The sequence below is a fragment of the Mycobacterium numidiamassiliense genome (assembly GCF_900157365.1).
GTDB lineage: Bacteria > Actinomycetota > Actinomycetes > Mycobacteriales > Mycobacteriaceae > Mycobacterium > Mycobacterium numidiamassiliense.
In genome coordinates this window covers 1,720,805-1,741,430 of sequence record NZ_FUEZ01000004.1, presented here as the reverse complement: position 1 = coordinate 1,741,430, position 20,626 = coordinate 1,720,805, and the positions used below count along the sequence as shown (strand labels likewise).

Here is a 20,626-nt window from a genome sequence, read left to right as displayed (position 1 = left end):
CAACCTTCCACTGCGGGTTAGCTGAACTAGCGGCCTAACAGTACCTGAGAGGCGAGTCCGCGCGACGGAAATTTGACCCACGCGGGCTAACGTCGCCGGGACGGATCCGAGAGGAATCCCAGCAGGTCATAGCGGGTAATGACGCCGACTGGTTTGCCCTGCTCCACCACCATCAAGGCGTCCCAGTCGCGCAGCTCCTTGCCGGCGGCGCTGACCAATTCGCCGGCGCCGATCAACGGCAACGGCGGGCTCATGTGCTCGGAGACGGCGTCGGCCAATTTGGCGCGGCCCTCGAACACGGCCGAGAGCAGTTCGCGCTCGGAGACGCTGCCGGCGACTTCGCCCGCCATCACCGGGGGCTCGGCGCCGACCACCGGCATCTGGGACACCCCGTACTCGCGCAGAATGCCGATCGCGTCGCGCACCGTCTCGGACGGATGCGTGTGCACCAGGTCGGGCAGCGCCCCGGACTTGCCGCGCAGCACGTCGCCGACCGTGGGCTGCTCGGTCGAACCGTCGAGGCGACTGCGGAAGAACCCGTACGAGGACATCCACGCGTCGTTGAAGATCTTGGACAGATAGCCGCGGCCGCCGTCGGGCAGCAACACCACGACCAGGGCGTCGGGTCCGGCTTCTTCGGCCACCTTGGCCGCGGCCACGACCGCCATCCCGCACGATCCGCCGACCAGCAACGCTTCCTCGCGGGCCAGTCGCCTGGTCATGTCGAAGGAGTCGGAATCGGAGACCGCGATGATCTGATCGGGCACGCTCGGGTCGTAGGCGGCCGGCCAGAAGTCCTCGCCGACGCCCTCGACCAGATACGGCCGGCCGCTGCCGCCCGAATACACCGAGCCCTCGGGGTCCGCGCCGATGATGCGCACCGCACCACCCGACACGTCCTTGAGGTAGCGACCCGCTCCGGAGATCGTTCCACCGGTGCCGACCCCGGCGACGAAGTGGGTGACCTTGCCGTCGGTGTCGGCCCAGACCTCCGGGCCGGTGGTCTCGTAGTGGCTGGCGGGGCCTTGCGGATTGGCGTACTGATCGGGCTTCCAGGCGCCGTCGATCTCGCGGACCAGCCGGTCGGAAACGCTGTAGTAGCTGTCCGGGTGCTCGGGCGGCACCGCCGTCGGGCACACGACCACCTCGGCGCCGTAGGCGACGAGCACGTTGCGCTTGTCCTCGCTGACCTTGTCCGGGCAGACGAAGACGCACTTGTAGCCGCGGTGCTGCGCGACCAGGGCAAGACCGACGCCGGTGTTGCCCGAGGTGGGTTCGACGATGGTGCCGCCGGGCTTCAGCACCCCGCTGGCCTCCGCGGCGTCGATCATCTTCACCGCGATCCGGTCCTTGGAGCTGCCACCGGGGTTGAGGTACTCGACCTTGGCCGCGACCGTGCCCGCGCCGGGCGGGATGACCGAGTTCAACCGCACCAGTGGTGTGCCGCCGATGAGATCGCTGATGTGCTGCGCAATTCGCATGCGTTCATGGTCTCAGGCGATTTCGGGCCACGCACACCCGCTCCTGGTGCCATCGCCGCGGCCGGCGGCCGCAAGGTCGAGCCGCGAAAATCAATTGTCAGCCGGTGGCCTCGCGGATGTACTCCCCGATCTGGCGCAGCGAGCGCGCGGCCTCGGGCACCAGCGGTCCCGCCAGCTGGAAGTCGTGCACCTGGCCGGGCCACACCCGTAGTTCGACCGGCACCCCGGCCGCGGCGAGCCTGCTGGCCGCTAGCTGCGCGTCGTGCAGCAACACCTCGGAGCCCGACACATGAATCAGGGTGCGCGGTAGTCCGGGTTTGATGTGTTCCAGGGGTTCGTACATTTCTTCCGGCTTGCCGTCGACGATGTTCTTCTCGGCGGCGCTGGCAACCAATTCGATGAGCGCATCGAACACCTTGGAGGCGAACATCGCGTCGGTCTTGATGTTGGGATGTGACTGCTTGTATTCCTTGGCCAGTTGCAGCAACGGCGAGATCGCGACCAGCGCCGCCGGCTCCTCGCCCTCTTCCTGCAGCCGCTGGGCGAGGGTCAACGCCAGGTATCCGCCCGCGGAATCGCCGGCCAGCACGATCTGGTCGGCGTCGTAGCCGCGCAGCTTCGCCCATTCGTAGCCGTCGCGGCAGTCGTCGAGCGCCATGCCGATCGAATGTTTAGGCAGCAGGCGGTAATTGACGACCAACACGGGCGAATCGGCGAACTTTGAGATGGCCTCGACGACACGGCCGTGTGAGTTCGCCCCACAAGTGAGGAACGCGCCGCCGTGGAAGTAGACGACCATGCGTCGACTGCCGTCCGCCGGCAACACTCCGGGCGCGCGGACCAACTGCGCCGAGGCATTGGCCAGCCGCACCGTGTCCCGGACGGTGGCCGACACCGGAAGCAGGGCCTTGGCCGCCAGATCGATCAGGCCCCACGGCCACGGCAGGGTGGGCGCGTTGCTGCCGGCCGCCAAGATCGGCCTGATGGTGAGTCGCGACGCCAGGGTGGCGACTCGGGCGGGGACGCTCGGCCCGGATTCGAGCACCTCGACGGGTGCGCCGTCGCTGGTCGCAAATCTGCGACTCTGTGCCTTGCGCGCCCTGAGGAGATCACGCGCGCGAACAGCCTCCCTCGGCGAGCCGGAAGCCCAACTAGGTGCACTCATGCCCAACACTTCCTACGTCGTTGTAGTCCGATACAGCATGCGGAGAGCTGACTAACTGTCAGTAACTTCCATTCACCGGGTTGTCCAACCCTCCCGTTAGAATCAGCTTCGCAGGCGTTTCTGAGTCCAACGTTTGAAGAGTCTGAATTGATACCACATTTGATTCACAACGTGACCACAACGTTTGCCAGCAGCCCACGCAAACGTCAAAGCAGTTCTAAACTGATCGCGTGACCATGCGGTTGCCAAGTCGCTCGACCCTCGCCCTTGCGGCAGCGGGTGCGCTTGCCTCGACCGGTACGGCCTATCTCGGCGCACGCAACCTGCTGGTCGGCCAGGCCAGCCACGCGCGCACTGTCATCCCCAAGGCGTGGGACATCCCGCCCCGCGCCGACGGCGTGTACAACCCCGGCGGCGGACCGGTGGAACGATGGCAGCGCGGCATGACGGTAGACCTGCACATGATGATCTTCGGGGATTCGACCGCCACCGGCTACGGCTGCATGAGCGCCGAGGAAGTGCCGGGCGTGCTGATCGCGCGCGGGCTCGCCGATCAGACCGGTAAACGAATTCGGTTGAGCACCAAGGCCATTGTCGGCGCCACGTCCAAAGGCGTCTCCGGTCAAGTCGACGCGATGTTCGTCGCCGGACCGCCGCCGGACGCTGCCGTGATGATGTTCGGCGCCAACGACGTGACGGCGCTGAACGGGATCAGCCAGTCGGCCCGGCGGCTGGGCAGGACGGTGACAAAGTTGCGCACCCGGGGTGCGGTGGTGGTCGTCGGCACCTGCCCGGATCTGGGCGTGATCACCGCCATCCCGCAGCCGCTGCGTTCCCTGGCGCACAGCCGGACTGTACGGCTGGCCCGCGCCCAGGCCGGCGCTGTGCGAGCGGCCGGTGGCACGCCGGTGCCGCTCGCGAATCTGCTGGCTCCCCAATTCCGGGCGACACCGGAGCTGATGTTCTCCGCCGACGGCTTCCACCCGTCGTCGAGGGCATACGCGCTGGCGGCGGCCCAGCTGCTGGTGGCGCTCTGCGACGCGCTGGGCCAAGAGGTGCACAGCCCGGTGCTCAACCTGGCATCGCGTGCCGGCGAGCCCGAGCTCGGGGCGGCCAACACGCGATTGAGCGCCGTGGCAAGGCTATGGCGGCGCCCCGCACCCAGTTCGTCTGGCCCGTCGTCCCACCAGCCAATGGGCCGTGACTAGATTTAACGAGGACTTGTTGAGCCCGCCTGCGTGGTGTGCCACCCGCGTGTCCGGCGAGCCCGCACTCATCCGAAGGATCTGAAGGGAACCGTCATGCCTGAAGCAGTCATCGTCTCCGCCGCACGCTCGCCGATCGGACGCGCCATGAAGGGATCGCTGGTCAGCATTCGGCCCGATGACCTGGCCGCCCAGATGGTGCGGGCCGCGCTGGACAAGGTGCCCGCGCTCAACCCGCACCAGATCGACGACCTCATCCTGGGCTGCGGCCAACCGGCCGGTGAGGCCGGCTACAACCTGGCGCGCGCTGTCGCCGTCGAGCTCGGCTACGACTTCCTGCCCGGCACCACGGTCAACCGGTACTGCTCCTCGTCGCTGCAGACCAGCCGGATGGCCTTCCACGCGATCAAGGCCGGCGAGGGCGACGCGTTCATCTCCGCGGGTGTGGAGACCGTCTCCCGATTCGTCAAGGGCAGCGCCGACTCCTGGCCGGACACCAAGAACCCGCTGTTCGGGGAGGCCCAGGAGCGTTCAACCGCGGCAGCGGCCGGCGCCGACGAATGGCACGACCCCCGCGCCGACGGGAACGTGCCCGACGTCTACATCGCGATGGGCCAGACCGCGGAGAACGTCGCATTGCTCACCGGCGTCAGCCGCGAAGACCAGGATCGCTGGGGGGTGCGCAGCCAGAACCGCGCCGAGGAGGCGATCAAGAGCGGCTTCTTCGAGCGCGAGATCACCCCGGTCACCCTGCCGGACGGCACCACGGTGAGCACCGACGACGGTCCGCGGGCCGGTACCACCTACGAGAAGATCAGCGAGCTCAAGCCGGTGTTCCGGCCCAACGGCACCGTCACCGCGGGCAATGCCTGCCCGCTGAACGACGGCGCTGCCGCGCTGGTGATCACCAGCGACACCAAGGCCAAGGAACTGGGCCTCAAGCCGCTGGCCCGCATCGTGTCCACCGGGGTCAGCGGCCTGTCGCCGGAGATCATGGGCTTGGGGCCGATCGAGGCTTCCAAGAAGGCGCTGCAGCGGGCCGGCCTGTCGGTCAGCGACATCGACCTGTTCGAGATCAACGAGGCCTTCGCGGTGCAGGTGCTGGGCTCGGCCCGCGAGTTGGGCATCGACGAGGACAAGCTGAACGTCTCCGGCGGCGCGATCGCGCTGGGGCACCCGTTCGGCATGACAGGCGCCCGCATCGCCACCACGCTGCTGAACAACCTGCAGACCTACGACAAGACCTTTGGCCTCGAGACCATGTGTGTCGGCGGCGGCCAGGGCATGGCGATGGTGATCGAGCGGCTCAGCTAGGCCTCAGCAAATCTCACGCTTCTCTTCGTAGTTGAGCCGGTGTGCGGCGCTTGAGACGGTTGAGCACCCGGGTCATATGCGCCTGATGGGCGAAGCCGACACTTTGGGCGATGTCGGCGATCGGCAAGTCCGTGCCTGTCAACAAGGCGACGGCCTGATCGGCGCGCAGCTGCAGCAGGTACTGATGCACGGATAAGCCCTTGGCCTGTTTGAACGCGGCAGCGAACGTGCGCCGAGGGAGGTTTACTTTGGCGGCAAGTCGATCGACCGTCCACGCTTCGGCCAGATGCTCTTCGACGTGGATAAGCAGTTCAGTAAGGGCCTCACCCGTTAGCGGTGGTCTCGGGTGGCTGGAGACAATCTGGCGGGCGAGGTCGAGCAGGTGGGCGAACATCAGCCCCAACGCCCACTGCTGGGCGGTGGCGGTGCGATAACCGCCGCATTCCAGGCGGCGCAGTATTTCGGCGATCACCTGGTCGCGCACCGGGCGGCGCAGCAGCGGATGCAGGTCCTGCAGCGTTCGGCCGCCGCTTTGGCGTAGAAGTTTTACCGCCGCGCGCGGCCTGATCTGTAGCAAGGTGAGCTCGCGGGCGTCTTCGCCGCGAAAGATGGTGGCCCGGTCACCCAGGGTGAGAAGGAGGTCACCGGGTCGGCTGAACACGCGGCGAAGCCCAAGCCCGAGATCGACGTCGAGGTAGGCACTTCCCCGCCGCACCAGCCGCAGTTGCACCAAACCCGTCGGCGGATGGCGGTACTCTTCGGCGGAAAAGAAGACTCGCGCAGCGGCCCACGGCTCGTCCGCGGGAAGCTCGGGATAGTCGGCACCCATTGCGGACTTGTCTACCACGCCACCCGACGCCGCACCCGCGGCGCATTATGCAACAACCGAAACAGGAAAGACGCACACGCAACGTGCGCACGATGCTGGCCGCAACGTATGCGGAGGAAACCATGACCGACCCGGCACGGCAGATGACCGATCCAGAACGGAATCGGCGCTTGGTCCTGCAGCACTTCGACGAGTTCGTCAACCAGAAAGACCTCGATGCGGTCATCCGCAACATGTCCGCGGACTTCTACGACCACGACGGTCCAGGGGGTCAACCGTGCGGACGCGACGGGGACCGCGCTCTGATGGCCGAATTGCATTTGCTGCTTCCCGACCTGCACGTCGATGTGCTCGATGCGCTGGCCGAGGGCGACAAAGTTGTGGTGCGGAATATTTGGACGGGCACGCACGCCAAGACGGGTCAGCGGATGGAGTTTCACGGGTTCGTGTTATGGCGGCTCGCCGGTGGCAAGATCGTCGAAAGATGGGCGACCGTCACACCGTTGAGCGAACTGCCGGCCGAGAGGCCGGAATGGTGACATGATCCTGGTCACCGGCGCCACGGGGAACACCGGCAGCGCAAGATGCTCTGGTCGGTTTGGGCCGCCAAGACGTTTGCGCGCTGGTGTGCTGTCCACAAGCCGACCCCGAAAAGGCCACCCGGCTCGTTGACTTTTGCTTCGAAGTCGTCGCCGATACAGTCTCGACGCTGCTGGGCCGGCCGGCCCAGCAGCTACAACCAGGGGCGCAGGCCCTCGTGTTGAGCAAGAAATGGTGATCGAGCGGCTCGGCTAGCCCTCAGCGCAGACAAAAGCCGGCACGCTTCTCAGCGTGCCGGCTTTTTCTGTCGAGCTTGCTAATCGTTCTGCAGATAACTGAGCAGACGCAGGATCTCGAGGTAGAGCCAGACCAGCGTCACGGTCAGGCCAAGCGCGATGCCCCACGCCGCCTTCTCGGGTGCTCCGGCGCGGATCATCTGGTCGGCCGCGTCGAAGTCGATGAGGAAGCTGAACGCCGCGATGCAGATCATCGCCACCGAGAACAGGATGGCAATCGGGCCGCCGCTGCGCAGGCCCAGCCCCGCGCCACCGCCGACACCGAACAGGCCCAGCAGGAAGTTACCGAGCATCAGGGCCAGCGCGCCGAACATCGCGCCAACCACCCAGCGGGTGAACTTCGGCGTGACCCGGATGGCGCCGGTCTTGTAGACGACGAGCATGCCGAAGAACACACCCAGGGTGCCCATGACGGCCTGCAGGATCAACGCACCGGCATTGGCATGCTGCACCTGGAAGTTGGCCAGGACGAACGAGATGGCACCGAGGAACAGACCCTCGAGGACCGCGTAGCTCAGCACGATCGCCGGGCTGTCCTGCTTGCGCCCGAAGGTGGCGATCAGCACCAGCCCCAGGCCGCCGAATGCACCGATCAGCGTCAGCGGCATCGCCAGCGCGAGGTTGGCCGAGACCAAGAAGTACGAAACGATCGCGGTGATCGTCAACACGCCCAGCGTGATGCCGGTCTTGGTGACGACATCGTCGATGGTCACCGGCCGGGAGGCTTTGGCCTCCTGGTACGGAGCCCTGTAGGGGTCGGCTTGGTAGTAGCCCTGCTGAGCCGGGCCCACACCAGTGCCGAATTGCGCGTATCCGCCGCTCTGCTTGGGCAGCGAACGAAATACCGGGTTGCTTGTCTCCCGCACCGTCGGATCCTCTCCTAAGACTGTGTTTCGCATGGCGCGAACACCTGATCAACGATCAGTCGCCGTTCCGGGTTCCCAGCGGAGCTGGGTATTTAACGACCTTTCCGGGCTCGGATGCTGACGTCGGGTTAAACATAATCCTTACCCGCTCCCACCGCTGCAGTAGTCACGATCTAGATTGCTGCTCAAGGCCCGGACGGCCAGCACGGCAACGCTTCGGGCATCGATTCCGGCGATGGGAGACTAGGGCGTGACCGACGGCGCGACTGAGGAATCCGAGGTCTTGACCGAGGTCGTCAATGGTGTCGGCTTGATCACGCTCAACCGCCCGAAGGCGATCAACTCGCTGAACCAGACGATGGTGGACGCGCTGCGACCCCTGTTGACCCGTTGGGCCGACGACGACGCGGTCCGCGCAGTGGTGCTCTCCGGGGCCGGCGAGCGCGGGTTGTGCGCCGGCGGCGACGTGGTCGCGGTCTATCACAGCGCCCGCAAGGACGGCGTCGAGGTTCGCAAATTCTGGCGCGACGAGTATCTGCTCAACGGCCAGATCGGCCGGTTCGCCAAGCCGTATGTGTCGTTGATGGACGGCATCGTGATGGGCGGCGGCGTCGGCGTCAGTGCGCACGGCAGCGTCCGGGTGGTGACCGAAACCTCAAAGTTGGCAATGCCAGAGGTCGGCATCGGATTCATCCCCGACGTGGGCGGCGCCTTCTTGTTGTCCCGGGCACCCGGGGCGCTGGGCCTGTACGCGGCGCTGACCGGCGCGACATTTTCCGGATCCGACGCCATCGCACTGGGATTCGCCGACCACTACGTGCCGCACGATGATCTCAAGGCGTTCACCGCGGCGATCATCTCCGACGGGGTCGAGACCGCCGTCGCTTCTCATGCCGTCGAACCGCCACCCAGTTTACTTGTCGCACAACGTGATTGGATCGACGAATGCTTCTCCGGTGACACCGTCGAGGACATCGTCGCCGCCCTGCGCGGGCTCGACGCCGGGCCGGCCAACGACGCCGCCGATCTGATCACCAGCCGCTCCCCCATCGCGGTGTCGGTGGCATTGGAGGCGGTGCGCCGCGCCGGCAAGCTCGAAACGCTGGAAGATGTTCTGGTCCAGGACTATCGGGTGTCGTCGACGGCGGCGCGCTCCCACGACCTGGTGGAGGGTATTCGCGCACTGATCATCGATAAGGACCGCAACCCGAAGTGGTCTCCGGCGTCACTGGCCGCGGTGACGGCGGCCGATGTCGACGCATATTTCGCACCGGTTGATGACGACCTAAGCTTCTAGAAAGGCGGTTCTGTGACTGACAAGGTGTACGAAACCATCCTGGTCGAGCGCGAGGAGCGCGTCGGCATCATCACGCTGAACCGGCCCAAGGCGCTCAACGCACTCAACAGCCAGGTGATGGCCGAAGTAACCACCGCCGCAGCCGAACTGGACGACGATCCCGGCATTGGGGCGATCATCATCACCGGCTCAGCCCGGGCATTCGCCGCGGGTGCCGACATCAAAGAGATGGCCGAGTTGAGCTTCGCCGACGCGTTCGGCGCGGACTTCTTCGCCCCCTGGGGCAAGCTGGCCGCCGTCCGCACACCGACGATCGCGGCGGTGGCCGGGCACGCATTGGGCGGCGGGTGCGAGCTCGCGATGATATGCGACCTGCTGATCGCCGCCGACACGGCCAAGTTCGGCCAGCCCGAGATCAAACTCGGTGTGCTGCCGGGCATGGGCGGCTCGCAGCGCCTTACCCGGGCCATCGGCAAGGCGAAGGCAATGGACCTGATCCTGACGGGACGCACCATCGACGCCACCGAAGCCGAACGGAGCGGCCTGGTTTCGCGGGTGGTGCCCGCCGACGACCTGCTGACCGAGGCCAAAGCCGTCGCGACCACCATTTCGCAGATGTCCCGCTCGGCCGCCCGGATGGCCAAGGAAGCCGTCAACCGCGCCTTCGAATCCACCCTCACCGAGGGACTTCTCTACGAACGCCGGCTGTTCCATTCGACGTTCGCGACCGACGACCAGTCCGAAGGAATGGCCGCCTTCATCGAAAAACGCGCCCCCAACTTCACCCATCGATAGGACGCCGGCGATGAACGAGACGGGCTCTGCGGCCAACACCGACACCGACGACGAAGCGGGCAGCGACCAAACGGCAGGCGTCGGATCCAGCGTCGCCGCAGACGAACTCGAATCCGAAGTCGCCGCGGACGAACCGGGAGCCAGCGTCGCGGCGACGGGCGTGGTCGCGCCCCATGCGGTCGAAACACCTTGGTGGGTACGCCATTACACCTTTACCGGCACCTCGGTCGGCCTGATCTTCATCTGGTTCTCCTTGACGCCGTCGCTGCTGCCTCGCGGCCCACTGTTCCAGGCGCTGGTCAGCGGCTTCTCCGGTGCCATCGGTTACGGGTTGGGCGTTTTTTCCGTCTGGCTGGTGCGCTACATGCGCGAAAAGGAGTCCAGCCCGCCACCGCCGGGGTGGGCGTGGAAGGTGCTGATCCCGATCGCCGCGGTGGGTCAGGTGCTCATGGCGATCTGGTTCCACGTCTGGCAGGACGACGTTCGCAACCTCATGGGCGTGGCGCACCTGCAGTGGTACGACTATCCGCTGACGGTGGTCCTGTCGGTGGTGGTGCTGTTCAGTCTGGTCGAGATCGGTCAGCTCATCCGCAAACTGGTGAGATTCCTTGTGGACCAGCTTGATCGGATCGCGCCGTTCCGGGTTTCCGCCACCATTGTGGTGGCGCTGCTCGTGGTGCTGACGATCACGCTACTCAACGGCGTGGTGGCCAAGTACACGATGCGGACCCTGAACAACACCTTCGCCTCGGTCAACAACGAGATGAGTCCGGACACCACACCGCCGAAAACCCCGCTGCGGTCGGGCGGCCCCGAATCTCTGGTGTCGTGGGAATCGCTGGGCCACCAGGGCCGCATCTTTGTCCGCGGCGGACCCCGAGTCGACGAGCTGACCACTTTCAACGGAGCCGCGGCCGTCGAACCGATCCGCGCCTATGCCGGGCTGAATTCCGCCGACGACATCAACGCCACGGCCGAGCTGGCGGCGCGCGAACTCCAGCGCGCCGGCGGCTTGCAACGCGACATCATCGCCGTCGCAACGACAACCGGCACCGGCTGGATCAACGAAGCCGAAGCCTCGGCGCTGGAATACATGTACGACGGCAACACCGCGATCGTGAGCATGCAGTATTCGTTCCTGCCCAGCTGGCTGTCCTTTCTGGTGGACAAGGAGAATGCGCGCCAGGCCGGGCAGGCGCTGTTCGAGGCGGTGGACCGGCTGGTTCGGCTGCTGCCCGAAGGCCACCGACCCAAGCTCGTCGTGTTCGGCGAGAGCCTCGGATCCTTTGGCGGCGAAGCGCCGTTCATGAGCCTCAACAACGTGGTGGCCCGCACCGACGGCGCGTTGTTCAGCGGACCGACGTTCAACAACACCATCTGGACCGACCTGACGTCGAGACGCGATGCCGGTTCACCAGAGTGGCTACCCATCTACAACGACGGCGCGAATGTTCGATTCGTTGCTCGCGCAAGCAATCTGGGCCGTCCCAGCGACGAGTGGGGACATCCGCGTGTGGTCTATCTGCAGCACGCGTCCGACCCGATCGCGTGGTGGACACCCGACCTGCTGTTCAGCGAGCCCGACTGGCTGCGCGAACAACGGGGTTACGACGTGCTGCACCAAACGCAGTGGATCCCGGTGGTGACGTTCCTGCAAGTCTCGGCCGATATGGCCGTCGCGGTGGACGTGCCGGACGGGCACGGTCACCACTATGTCGCCGATGTCGCCGACGGCTGGGCCGCGGTGCTGTCACCGCCCGGCTGGACGCAGGAGAAGACCGAGCGGCTGCGGCCGCTGCTGCACTCCAATGGGTAGTCAGATCCAGCGACGACCGGGCGTTCCGGCGTTTGCCAGTGCGCCCGGGGCGATCTCACCTCCGGCCAGCGTGGCCAGCACGCCGGCACCGGCCAGCGCGTGGTAGCCACCGATGACGTCGGTGGCGCGGTGCAGGCCGATATCCAGCAGCGCGGCCGCCGCCAGGCTGGACGTGTAGCCCTCCGAACACAGGATCACCCACTCGACGTCGTCACCGACGGCTTCGGGCAACCGGGCGTCGCTGGTCGGGTCGCAACGCCATTCCAGGACATTGCGTTCGATGATTAACGCGCCCGGCACCTCGCCCTCGCGGAAGCGCTGGGCCTGCGGCCTGATGTCGACGAGCACCGCTCCGCGCCGCAGCGCGTCGGGCACCTCGGCGGCGGGCAGCCGATGAAGCCGGCGGCGGGCGGCTCTCAGAACGAGATCGATGCGGCTCATCGCGTCCCTTCCGGTTGGTCAGTCAGCTCGGTGCGGTTCCGTCGCAGTGTATTGCGTTCGGTGACTTCGTAATACGACATTGCGGTCAGCGGCGGCGAGTAAGCGTGCACGCTCAGGGTCGGGGTCACCGGCCCCTGGATCCCTACCACCGGCTTCGGCACCGGGCGCGGTGCCCACACCACGTCGTGCACCCAGCCCAGCGGAAACCCGGCCTGATCGCCGGCATCGAGGCGACGGCGCCGCAATCCCATTCCATCCCAACGGAATTCGTTGAGCGATCCGGACAGCACCGTCAACGCGCCGAGCGAGCCACCGTGGTCGTGCAATTCGGTGGCGTGCCCGGGGACCCAGCTGATGAGCCAGATGTCCATTTCGTCGTCGCCTTGGATGCGGGTGAACCAGCGCCGCGATTGCGGTACGCCGGCCTCGGGCACCAGGTGGTCGCAGCGCCCGCTGAGCACATCGTCGGCGGCTCGATCGGTGGCGTGCAAAAGGTCGGGAACCCGCAGCCGCGTCGGCCCGGCGGACGGGGATGCGAGGGTTCGCGGGCGCAACGCAACGGAACTGGCGGCAGGTAAAGACATCGGTGAGCGCTCCAGAGAGTACGGATGGGCAAGCGGCGGCGAGTTAAGGCCGACAACACTCACAAAATCCGACGCGCTCGATCACGGCCGCCAGTGTTGCATAGATTGTCAGGGTGCGCTGGTGCAGTCGTCGGCCCCTGAAGTGGGGCGCGGTCGTCGTGGCGGTCGGCGTGATGGGTTTGTCCGGGGTCATTGCGTGCGCTCATGGTGCGCACAGCGGTACGGCCTCGTCGTCGTCGGCAGGGTTGTCAACCATTGCACGCGTCCCGAGTTCAGCGCCACCGGGCGCGATCGGGCTCTCCCCTACGGGTGTGACGACCAGGGTCGATGTCCCCGCGGAGTCGACCGAAGAGCAGTACTACCAGGCCTGTCATGCCGCAAAGGTGTGGATGGATGCCCAGCCCAAGACCGGTCAGTCACTGCTCGAGCCCTATTTGGCGATGGTTCAGGCGTCACCGGCGGGCACCGCGGGCAGCTGGAATGCCCGCTGGGCGGAGCTGACACTGGCCCGGCAGGCGGCCGTGATCACCGCCGCGCGCGCCGCGGCCAACGACGAATGCGAATAGCCGACCTTCGACCTCCCGCGCAATTGAGATCACGCGTGGAAAAAGTGCCCACCCGGGCCGACGGCAGCGGCGTGCGGCACGCAAAATGAAGGGGTGCCTGGCGAAGTCGTTCCGCGCTCCCGCGGCTCAGCACCGCCCCGGGTGGCAGTAGCGCTCGGCAGCGGTGGTGCCCGCGGCTACGCCCACATCGGGGTGATCGAGGCACTGACGGCGCGCGGCTACGACGTCGTCGGAATCACCGGCTCGTCGATGGGCGCGATGATCGGCGGCCTGCACGCCGCCGGACACCTCGACGAGTTTGCCGACTGGGCGAAATCTCTGACGCAGCGCACCATTTTGCGGCTGCTGGACCCGTCCATCACCGCCGCCGGGGTGCTGCGGGCCGAGAAAATTCTTGACGCGGTGCGCGACATCCTCGGCCCGATCACCATCGAGGAACTGCCGATTCCCTACACGGCGGTGGCCACCGATCTGTTGGCCGGCAAGTCGGTGTGGTTTCAGCGCGGACCGCTCGACGAGGCGATCCGGGCCTCCATAGCGATTCCCGGGGTCATCCCTCCGCATGAAGTCGGCGGGCGCTTGCTCGCCGACGGCGGCATCCTGGACCCGCTGCCAATGGCCCCGCTCGCCGCGGTCAACGCCGACCTGACGATCGCCGTGGGCGTCAGTGGTAGCGAGGTGATCGACAAAAGAGAGCCGGAGCCGGGGGCCACCGTTGAGTGGTTGAACCGTATGGTGCGCAGCACTTCTGCGCTACTGGACACCAGTGCCGTCCGTTCGCTGCTCGACCGGCCCACCGCGCGCGCGGTGTTGAGCCGATTCGGCGCGGACACCTGGTCGGAGGATTCGGACGAGGAAATGCGCGAGAGCGATGACGCACTCGTTGACGCGCGCGGAGTTCCCAAATTGGGCAGCTTCGAGGTGATGTACCGAGCATTCGACATCGCCCAGTCCGCGCTGACCCGACATATGTTGTCGGCCTACCCACCGAGCCTCTTGATCGAGGTGCCGCGTTCGACGTGCCGGAGCCTGGATTTTCACCGGGCGGCGGAGGTGATCGAGGTGGGTCGGGCGCTGGCCGATCAGGCCCTCGACCGTCTCGAAGCCCAGCCGGACACGACCGACCCGCCGGCCATCGAGGGCTGAACGGGACCTAAAATGCAAGGGTCCCGCAGATAGTCGGAATGCAAATAGCTTCCCATTCTTACCGGCGTAATTCATTCATTTGATTGAACCAATCACCCGCAGGGCCGTCGCCGGCATCACTAGCCGCGGCGTAATCGAGAAGCCTTGCGGAGAACCGGAACTGCTGAGCGTCAGCTCCCGGTGTGGCTGGTCGGGCATCATACGGATTAGCGTCCGCGATGCCGGGCTTTTGACAGCACGGTTCGACTTTCAGATCTGCGACCGCCGTTGTTAGGCGTCATTTACTGGACAATTCAAGATCAATTAAACACGCGCCAAGTAATCTACGAATCACCCCTCTGAACCCCCTCCGAACCACATCTCAGGAGCGCACGTGACCCTCACCGCGGGTATCAGCGAGGCGACCTCGGCCGCCAAGGCAGCCGACCGGGCAGCCCTGAGCGGCAGCGTCCACAACTTCCGAAACCTTAACGGCCACGACCTCATTCACCGCCTCGACGACTTCTACCGGTGGCAGGACCTGCGGCGGGCATTAGGCCTGTGGCCGTTCGGCCGCTCCACCGAGGCCGGCCCCAGACGACACGCCACGGTGCACGATGACAGCGGCCGCAAGATGGCCGGCGCCAATTTCGGTTCGCAAGACTATCTCTCGCTTTCCGGCCACCCCGAGATCAAGGCCGCGGCGCGAGCCGCCATCGACGAATACGGCGTCCACAGCGCGGGTTCGCCTGCGCTGGTTGGGAACACGTCGGTCTCTCTCACCCTGGAGCGTAGGATCGCCGAGTTCCTCGACGCCGAATTCGTCAGCCTGTTCCCCACCGGATGGTCGGCCGGCTACGGCGTCGTCAAGGGGCTGGTCCGGCCCAGCGATCACATTGTGATGGACCGCCTTTCCCACGCCTGTCTGCAGGAGGGCGCCGCGGCCGCGACTCGCAACATCCACCTGTTCGCGCACAACGATCTCACCGACCTTCGGGCAAAACTGGAAGCGATCCGTTCGGCCGACTCGGACCACGGCATCATGGTCGTGACCGAGACGCTGTTCTCGATGAACTCCGACACCCCCGAGATCGCGAAAATGCAGGAGCTGGCCAACGAATTTCGGGCGACGCTGGTTGTCGATGTCGCGCACGACCTGGGCTCGATGGGCCCGGGCGGGCAAGGCCATCTCGGGATTCAGGGCATGATCGGCAAGGTCGATTTGGTGATGGGCTCGTTCTCCAAAACCTTTGCGTCCAATGGCGGTTTCGTCGCCACCAAACATCGCAAGGTCACCGAATACCTGCGGTACTTTGCCTCGCCGCACACCTTCTCCAACGCGCTGTCACCGCTCCAGGCGGCCGTGGTGCTCAAGGCCTTCGAGATCGTCGCAAGCCCCGAGGGTGACGAGCTGAGGCAGAAATCCATGGCGAACATCCTGCAGCTGCGGGCACGCCTGGTAGACGCGGGCTTTGAAGTGTATGGGGATCCCTCGCCGATCGTCTGCGTCAAGATGGGCACCGAGGACGTCGCCCGGTTGGTGAGCCGCCAATTGCACGCGAGCGGGCTGGTGGCCAATCTCGTGGAGTACCCGGCGGTAGCCAAGGGCCAGGCGCGATTTCGGCTGCAGGTGATGGCGAATCACACCGAGCACGACGTAATGTGCGCGGTGGACAAGATTGCCGACGGCTACCGCGATGCGTGCATCGAGCTCGCCGAACTTATCTGATCAGACACCCAAAAACCTTGCAACAGAAGCCGCTTCGCGGCGTCCCTGTTCGCGTCCGGCCACGGCCGAGCTGATCCGGCAGCGCGGATCCAGCGGGTTGGGCCCGAACGCAGCCAGCGAATTTTCGTCGGCGAACACCGCGAACGATGTGCCGGGGAAGGCCGCGATCTCGGCGGGCGCCCCGGCACCGAACGGCGACGGGGTGTCCTCGCCGGAGGGCAGCAAGACGACGGCCACGTCGCAATCGTGGGCGACACCAAGGTTGACCGCGCTGGCCACTCCGCCGTCCATGTATCGTCGGCCGTCGATCGTCACCGGCGGCCACGCCCCTGGCACCGCGCAGCTGGCCGCGACAGCGTCGATGAGCTCAACCCCCGAATCCCGTTCGAAGACAACGAGTTCGCCGGTGGCGGTATCGATCGCGGTCAGGCGTACCACCCGCTGCGACCACTCGTGGGACGGCAACCGCTGCGCGATCACCTGGCGGCGCACCGCCTCGGCGACGGTTTTGGTCTGCAGCGCCACGGCGCCGATGCGCTGCATCTGCTCGCGGGTCCTATCGCCCGATGCCTCGTACGGCCCGGCCAGGGCGGCCAGGAAGAGCTCGGTGATGGTCTCGATGTCGACGCCGGAATCGATCTCGGCGGACGCCTCGGCGACTTGCCGATCGAATAGCGTCTCGAGCGCGGCGCCGCTGCTGAGCTGCGCGGCGACCGCCGAACCGGCGGACGTCCCGACCAACACGTCGGAATCGAGCAGCAGCCGCGCCGCCGCCGGTGACTCATCCGCGATGCCACGCAGAACACCTGTCTCCCAGGCGATTCCCGCTATTCCTCCACCGGCCAGCACCAGCGCGCGTTTGGTCGTCACGTCCAACACTCTGCCAGCCGGCCTCAAGCCGGCCGTCGGGTAGTCGGCAAGGCATGCTGGCCGTCCTGCACCGGTGTGCTCAGATCCTCGCGACGCAACAGATGCCGCGGCGGGTTGGGCAGCGCCAGGCTCCGGCCGATCTGCAGCGAGGCGTCGACGTGCACGAGTTCGCCAGGTTCCAACGGAGTCCACCGGGCGTCGTCATCCATCGGCTCGGTGGCGAACACCACCGACGACCGCGTGCACAGCTGATCCGAGCGTGCGTGAATTCGCCTGGTGCGCAAGTCGAATTTGGGGGCCAACGAACTGTCGGACCGGTCCAGCAGGTACAGCTCATGGGTTTGCGGGTAGCGCAGCGCCCACATCTCGGTGGCGGTGGCCAGCAGCACGTTCACCGCATAAATGGGCACGGTGTCCGCGAGCCACCGCATGGCGTCGACGAGCCCGGCGGAGATATCCCCGTCGTGGGCGCGTATCGAGGCGGTGATCAAGGCGAACACCCGCTCGGAGTCGGTGCGGCCCAGTACCAGGTCATCGGCACCGACCTCGCGCAGCCGCTCATCGAGGATATCGAGGCCCTCGAGTACACCGTTGTGGGCGAAGATTCGGCCGTCCTGCAGGAACGGATGGGTGTTGAGAACGTCGAGCGATCCGGTCGTCGCATAGCGCACATGCGCGATGAACGTCGTCCCGGTCATCTGGTGGGCCTCGGTGGCGAACTGGGCGTCCTGCCATGCCGCGATCGGCTCTTTGTGTAACTGGGGTTGGCCGATTGCGTCAAAAACACCCAAGCCGGTACCGTCCGGGTTCCGCCTGCTCTGTTCGGACAGGCTATCCGGCGCGTCCACCAGCCAAAAAGTGGCTGTGCAGACGTCGGTCCCGGCGTGCAGGCCGAAGAGTCGACACATGGGTGAGACGGTACCGAAGTCAGTGCGTCAGCATGGTCGAGTGGTCATGCAGCGTCTTTCAGCTGTCGGTGCGGGCCAGCGACGGCGCCGCCCGTCCGGTGATGAGCGGCAGATCGAAGAAACTTTGAATGCCCGCCGGGGCGGCGCAGGTCGCCGGGACCGCATTCACGCAATGCGCCGCGGTCGCGACAATCCCGGGGTTGCTCTGCAGGCCGGCCTCCACGCTCTCCGGCTGCCATCCCTTGACCGTCACAAAAGTGTCCGGATTCCCCAGTATCTCCATTTCGTAGCGCTCCCCGGCGGGCCCGAATGACCAAGGCGGGTCGAGGTTTTCCTCCCCCATCAACCAGTTCACGGTGATGCGCACCACCACGGTGCCACCGACGAGCGCCTCCCAGTGGAAGCGGCGTCCGGCGACCTGGCCGCGCTCGATGGTCCCGATCGGCGAGTCAATCGGCGCGGTCGCGACGGCCACCTCTTGCGAGGTGTGGATCTTGGGATCGGCGGCAAAGCCGAGCCGGTCGACGATGAGGCGCACGGATTGGATGAAGCCGCCGTCGAGCAGCTTTTGCATCGGCCCGGTCAACGCGCTGTCCGGCGTCCCGCCGAAGCCCATCACGTAGCGCAGCACGTCCGGTGCGCCGTAGGTCCGCAGATCGGAAAACTCTTCGGCGCGAACGAAAGTCACACCGGTGGACATCACCGACATCAACAGCGGGAACAGCTCGGTTGCGGCGCCGGGCCCGATGCCAGCGCCGTGCAGCGTCGCGTTTCCGGCCTGCGCGGCGACCTCCAACGGCGCGGCTTCCTTTTCGCTGGGGTAGAACCAGCCGAGCGGAGACACCACGTTCTTGCCCGACCGCAGCAGCGCGGCGACCTCATCGACGTTGGGCATCAACGGTGCGTAGATCACCGCGTCGGCATCCAGCGCGAGGATCTCGTCGATGCTGTTGGTCGCGGTAACCCCGAAGGGGGCGGTGCCGATGATCTCGCCGACGTCCTTGCCATTCTTGGCATCCGAATACACCCAGCAGCCCACGAGTTCGAGTTCGGGATGCTCGAGCACACCTTTGATCGCGGCCACACCGACCGACCCGGTTGCCCACTGAATGACCCGCAGGTTCATGGACTCGTTCTACACCACGAGGCCGGCCTTCAGTTGTGAACTTCGATCACCCAATAGCCGTGCTCGGCGTATCGCGACCGGATGGCTTTTTTGTCGTACTTGCCCACGCTGGTGCGCGGAATCTCGTCCGCAAAGGCCCACCGCTCGGGCAACCACCACCTGACGACCTTGTCCGCGAGGAACGCTCGCAGATGATCGGCGCTGACCGAAGCGCCTTGTTTCGTGACGACGACAGCGAGCGGCCGTTCCTGCCACCGCTCGTCGGGAACCGCGACGACCGCAGCCTCGAGAACGAGGGGGTGCTCGATCAAGCAGTTCTCCAGTTCGACCGAGGAGATCCACTCGCCGCCGGACTTGATGACGTCTTTGGCCCGGTCGGTCAGGGTGGTGAAGCCCTGCTCGTCGATGCGCCCGACATCGCCGGTGCGCAACCAGCCGGAGTCGAACTTGGACCCGTCGTGTCCCCGGTAGTAAGAGCCGGTGACCCACGGGCCGCGGACTTCGACCTCGCCCACGGCCTCGCCGTCGTTGGGCAACACCCCGCCCTCGTCGTCGACGATCCGCATTTCCACGCCGCACACCGGTTGGCCCACCGTCGCGCGGTACGCCCAGTGCCGGTCGTCCGGGGTACCCGGCGGCGGCCAGGCCATGGTGGCCAGTGGCGAGGTTTCCGTCATGCCCCACAACTGCTTGATCCGCACGCCGTACTTGTCCTCGAAGGTGCGCATCAGCGATACCGGCACCGCCGAGCCGCCGCAGGCCACCAACCGCAGCGACGACAGGTCATGATCGGGCTCGTTTTCCAGGTAATGCAGGACGTCGTTCCAGATGGTCGGCACGGCGCCGGCCACGGTGGGCCGCAGCTTCTCGATCATGTCGACCAGCGCTTGGGGGTTGAGATGGCAATCGGGTAACACCAAGTCGGCTCCGGCCGCCAGCGCGGCATACGGCAGCCCCCAGGCGTTGGCATGAAACATCGGCACGATCGGCAGCACCCGGTCGCTGGACCCTACCCCAATGCCGTTGGCGGTACACGCACCCAAGGTGTGCAGATAGCTCGAACGATGGCTGTAGACCACGCCTTTCGGGTTGCCGGTGGTGCCGCTGGTGTAGCACATTGCGGCCGCGGACTTTTCGTCGATCTCCGGCCAATCGAATTCGGTTGCCTCGCCGTCGATTAACTCCTCATAGCGCAGCACGGTCTTGCCCGAATCCTGCAGCGCCGACGTGTCGCCGTCCCCGACCGCGATCACGGTGTGCACCGTTTCCAGATTGGGCAGCACCGGCGCAAGCAGTTTGGCCAGTGACAGATCGACCAGCACGACCTGGTCCTCGGCTTCGTTGGCGACATAGGCGATCTGCTCGGGGAACAGCCGGATGTTGAGGGTGTGCAGCACCGCGCCCATCGACGGCGCCGCCAGGTAGACCGCCAGGTGTTCGGCGTTGTTCCACATGAATGTCGCGACGCGCTGGTCTCCGGTAATGCCGAGGCGTCGCAGCGCGTTTGCCAGCTGCGCTGCCTGTTGGCCCAGTTCGGAGTAGGTGATCTGACGGTAGCCGTCATCGGTGGCGGTGATGACGTTGCGGGCCCCGTGCACTCCGCAGCCGTGCCGCATGATCGCGGTGATCGTCAGCGGAAAGTCCTGCATCGTGCTGTCCATCGATCTACCGCC

At 66.1% G+C, this 20,626-nt stretch carries 19 protein-coding genes; 9 read left to right on the top strand and 10 right to left on the bottom strand.

Annotation, left to right across the window (positions count from 1 at the left end; translation table 11 throughout):
- Positions 1 to 86: 86 nt before the first annotated feature.
- Together MNAB215_RS16935 and MNAB215_RS16930 are read right to left on the bottom strand one after the other, a co-directional pair.
- Positions 87 to 1,481, bottom strand: coding sequence for a cystathionine beta-synthase (locus MNAB215_RS16935; protein WP_077079856.1), 1,395 nt, complete (start codon positions 1,479 to 1,481; stop codon positions 87 to 89).
- A gap of 97 nt (positions 1,482 to 1,578) precedes the next feature.
- Positions 1,579 to 2,646 carry an alpha/beta hydrolase gene (locus MNAB215_RS16930; protein WP_077079855.1) on the bottom strand — a complete coding sequence of 356 codons (1,068 nt, stop codon included), beginning with the start codon at positions 2,644 to 2,646 and terminating at the stop codon, positions 1,579 to 1,581.
- Between the two features lie 242 nt (positions 2,647 to 2,888).
- On the opposite strand from MNAB215_RS16930, the gene MNAB215_RS16925 reads away from it, so the two are divergent.
- Together MNAB215_RS16925 and MNAB215_RS16920 are read left to right on the top strand one after the other, a co-directional pair.
- Positions 2,889 to 3,854 carry an SGNH/GDSL hydrolase family protein gene (locus tag MNAB215_RS16925; RefSeq protein ID WP_425436540.1) on the top strand — a complete coding sequence of 322 codons (966 nt, stop codon included), beginning with the start codon at positions 2,889 to 2,891 and terminating at the stop codon, positions 3,852 to 3,854.
- A gap of 93 nt (positions 3,855 to 3,947) precedes the next feature.
- Positions 3,948 to 5,165 carry an acetyl-CoA C-acetyltransferase gene (locus MNAB215_RS16920; protein ID WP_077079853.1) on the top strand — a complete coding sequence of 406 codons (1,218 nt, stop codon included), beginning with the start codon at positions 3,948 to 3,950 and terminating at the stop codon, positions 5,163 to 5,165.
- A gap of 13 nt (positions 5,166 to 5,178) precedes the next feature.
- On the opposite strand, the gene MNAB215_RS16915 is transcribed toward MNAB215_RS16920, so the two are convergent.
- Positions 5,179 to 5,994 (bottom strand): helix-turn-helix domain-containing protein, encoded by an 816-nt coding sequence (locus MNAB215_RS16915; RefSeq protein WP_083746150.1) that lies wholly within the window; start codon positions 5,992 to 5,994, stop codon positions 5,179 to 5,181.
- A 92-nt stretch (positions 5,995 to 6,086) separates the two neighbouring features.
- On the opposite strand from MNAB215_RS16915, the gene MNAB215_RS16910 reads away from it, so the two are divergent.
- Entirely contained in the window at positions 6,087 to 6,533 is a 447-nt protein-coding gene (locus tag MNAB215_RS16910) for an ester cyclase (RefSeq protein WP_217348936.1), read from the top strand.
- Positions 6,534 to 6,850: 317 nt separating this feature from the next.
- Here the strand turns inward: MNAB215_RS16910 and MNAB215_RS16905 are convergent, their stop codons facing one another.
- A complete protein-coding gene (locus MNAB215_RS16905; protein WP_077082087.1) occupies positions 6,851 to 7,696 on the bottom strand; it encodes a Bax inhibitor-1/YccA family protein in 846 nt (281 codons plus the stop codon).
- 250 nt (positions 7,697 to 7,946) lie between these two features.
- On the opposite strand from MNAB215_RS16905, the gene MNAB215_RS16900 reads away from it, so the two are divergent.
- The 3 genes from MNAB215_RS16900 to MNAB215_RS16890 are packed head-to-tail and all read left to right on the top strand — an operon-like array spanning position 7,947 to position 11,604.
- On the top strand, positions 7,947 to 8,993 hold the full coding sequence (locus MNAB215_RS16900) for an enoyl-CoA hydratase/isomerase family protein (RefSeq protein ID WP_077079852.1): 1,047 nt from the start codon (positions 7,947 to 7,949) through the stop codon (positions 8,991 to 8,993).
- Between the two features lie 12 nt (positions 8,994 to 9,005).
- The gene (locus tag MNAB215_RS16895) at positions 9,006 to 9,788 is read left to right on the top strand and encodes an enoyl-CoA hydratase (protein WP_077079851.1); all 783 of its coding nucleotides are present in this window, start codon (positions 9,006 to 9,008) and stop codon (positions 9,786 to 9,788) included.
- Positions 9,789 to 9,798: 10 nt separating this feature from the next.
- Positions 9,799 to 11,604, top strand: coding sequence for an alpha/beta hydrolase (locus MNAB215_RS16890; RefSeq protein ID WP_077079850.1), 1,806 nt, complete (start codon positions 9,799 to 9,801; stop codon positions 11,602 to 11,604).
- Here the strand turns inward: MNAB215_RS16890 and MNAB215_RS16885 are convergent, their stop codons facing one another.
- Both MNAB215_RS16885 and MNAB215_RS16880 read right to left on the bottom strand, forming a co-directional pair.
- Positions 11,605 to 12,045 carry a rhodanese-like domain-containing protein gene (locus MNAB215_RS16885; RefSeq protein WP_077079849.1) on the bottom strand — a complete coding sequence of 147 codons (441 nt, stop codon included), beginning with the start codon at positions 12,043 to 12,045 and terminating at the stop codon, positions 11,605 to 11,607.
- Positions 12,042 to 12,629, bottom strand: coding sequence for a cupin domain-containing protein (locus tag MNAB215_RS16880; protein ID WP_077079848.1), 588 nt, complete (start codon positions 12,627 to 12,629; stop codon positions 12,042 to 12,044). Before MNAB215_RS16880 ends, MNAB215_RS16885 begins: the two co-directional genes overlap by 4 nt.
- Before the next feature lie 173 nt (positions 12,630 to 12,802).
- Between MNAB215_RS16880 and MNAB215_RS16875 the strand changes: the two genes are divergently transcribed.
- The 3 genes from MNAB215_RS16875 (at position 12,803) to MNAB215_RS16865 (ending at position 16,049) form a co-directional block, all read left to right on the top strand.
- A complete protein-coding gene (locus MNAB215_RS16875) occupies positions 12,803 to 13,195 on the top strand; it encodes a lipoprotein LpqV (RefSeq protein ID WP_077082086.1) in 393 nt (130 codons plus the stop codon).
- A 93-nt stretch (positions 13,196 to 13,288) separates the two neighbouring features.
- Positions 13,289 to 14,341 carry a patatin-like phospholipase family protein gene (locus tag MNAB215_RS16870; protein WP_245830342.1) on the top strand — a complete coding sequence of 351 codons (1,053 nt, stop codon included), beginning with the start codon at positions 13,289 to 13,291 and terminating at the stop codon, positions 14,339 to 14,341.
- Between the two features lie 373 nt (positions 14,342 to 14,714).
- The gene (locus tag MNAB215_RS16865; protein WP_217348935.1) at positions 14,715 to 16,049 is read left to right on the top strand and encodes an aminotransferase class I/II-fold pyridoxal phosphate-dependent enzyme; all 1,335 of its coding nucleotides are present in this window, start codon (positions 14,715 to 14,717) and stop codon (positions 16,047 to 16,049) included.
- Here MNAB215_RS16865 and MNAB215_RS16860 read toward each other — a convergent pair whose 3' ends face one another.
- The 4 genes from MNAB215_RS16860 to MNAB215_RS16845 are packed head-to-tail and all read right to left on the bottom strand — an operon-like array spanning position 16,050 to position 20,614.
- Positions 16,050 to 16,919: a patatin-like phospholipase family protein gene (locus MNAB215_RS16860; protein ID WP_077082085.1), complete on the bottom strand. Its 870-nt coding sequence runs from the start codon at positions 16,917 to 16,919 to the stop codon at positions 16,050 to 16,052.
- A 23-nt stretch (positions 16,920 to 16,942) separates the two neighbouring features.
- Positions 16,943 to 17,827, bottom strand: a complete 885-nt coding sequence (locus MNAB215_RS16855) for a class II glutamine amidotransferase (protein WP_077079846.1) — start codon at positions 17,825 to 17,827, stop codon at positions 16,943 to 16,945.
- 58 nt (positions 17,828 to 17,885) lie between these two features.
- Positions 17,886 to 18,953 (bottom strand): NAD(P)H-dependent amine dehydrogenase family protein, encoded by a 1,068-nt coding sequence (locus MNAB215_RS16850; RefSeq protein ID WP_077079845.1) that lies wholly within the window; start codon positions 18,951 to 18,953, stop codon positions 17,886 to 17,888.
- Positions 18,954 to 18,982: 29 nt separating this feature from the next.
- On the bottom strand, positions 18,983 to 20,614 hold the full coding sequence (locus MNAB215_RS16845) for a long-chain fatty acid--CoA ligase (protein WP_077079844.1): 1,632 nt from the start codon (positions 20,612 to 20,614) through the stop codon (positions 18,983 to 18,985).
- Positions 20,615 to 20,626 lie beyond the last annotated feature (12 nt).

Bases quoted from the DNA above. Each gene is read 5' to 3' on its own strand.
- MNAB215_RS16915 (WP_083746150.1), bottom strand. From the start codon at position 5,994: ATGGGTGCCGACTATCCCGAGCTTCCCGCGGACGAGCCGTGGGCCGCT.
- MNAB215_RS16885 (WP_077079849.1), bottom strand. From the start codon at position 12,045: ATGAGCCGCATCGATCTCGTTCTGAGAGCCGCCCGCCGCCGGCTTCAT.
- MNAB215_RS16935 (WP_077079856.1), bottom strand. From the start codon at position 1,481: ATGCGAATTGCGCAGCACATCAGCGATCTCATCGGCGGCACACCACTG.
- MNAB215_RS16880 (WP_077079848.1), bottom strand. From the start codon at position 12,629: ATGTCTTTACCTGCCGCCAGTTCCGTTGCGTTGCGCCCGCGAACCCTC.
- MNAB215_RS16845 (WP_077079844.1), bottom strand. From the start codon at position 20,614: ATGGACAGCACGATGCAGGACTTTCCGCTGACGATCACCGCGATCATG.
- MNAB215_RS16930 (WP_077079855.1), bottom strand. From the start codon at position 2,646: ATGAGTGCACCTAGTTGGGCTTCCGGCTCGCCGAGGGAGGCTGTTCGC.
- MNAB215_RS16910 (WP_217348936.1), top strand. From the start codon at position 6,087: ATGCTGGCCGCAACGTATGCGGAGGAAACCATGACCGACCCGGCACGG.
- MNAB215_RS16850 (WP_077079845.1), bottom strand. From the start codon at position 18,953: ATGAACCTGCGGGTCATTCAGTGGGCAACCGGGTCGGTCGGTGTGGCC.
- MNAB215_RS16875 (WP_077082086.1), top strand. From the start codon at position 12,803: ATGGGTTTGTCCGGGGTCATTGCGTGCGCTCATGGTGCGCACAGCGGT.
- MNAB215_RS16890 (WP_077079850.1), top strand. From the start codon at position 9,799: ATGAACGAGACGGGCTCTGCGGCCAACACCGACACCGACGACGAAGCG.
- MNAB215_RS16855 (WP_077079846.1), bottom strand. From the start codon at position 17,827: ATGTGTCGACTCTTCGGCCTGCACGCCGGGACCGACGTCTGCACAGCC.
- MNAB215_RS16920 (WP_077079853.1), top strand. From the start codon at position 3,948: ATGCCTGAAGCAGTCATCGTCTCCGCCGCACGCTCGCCGATCGGACGC.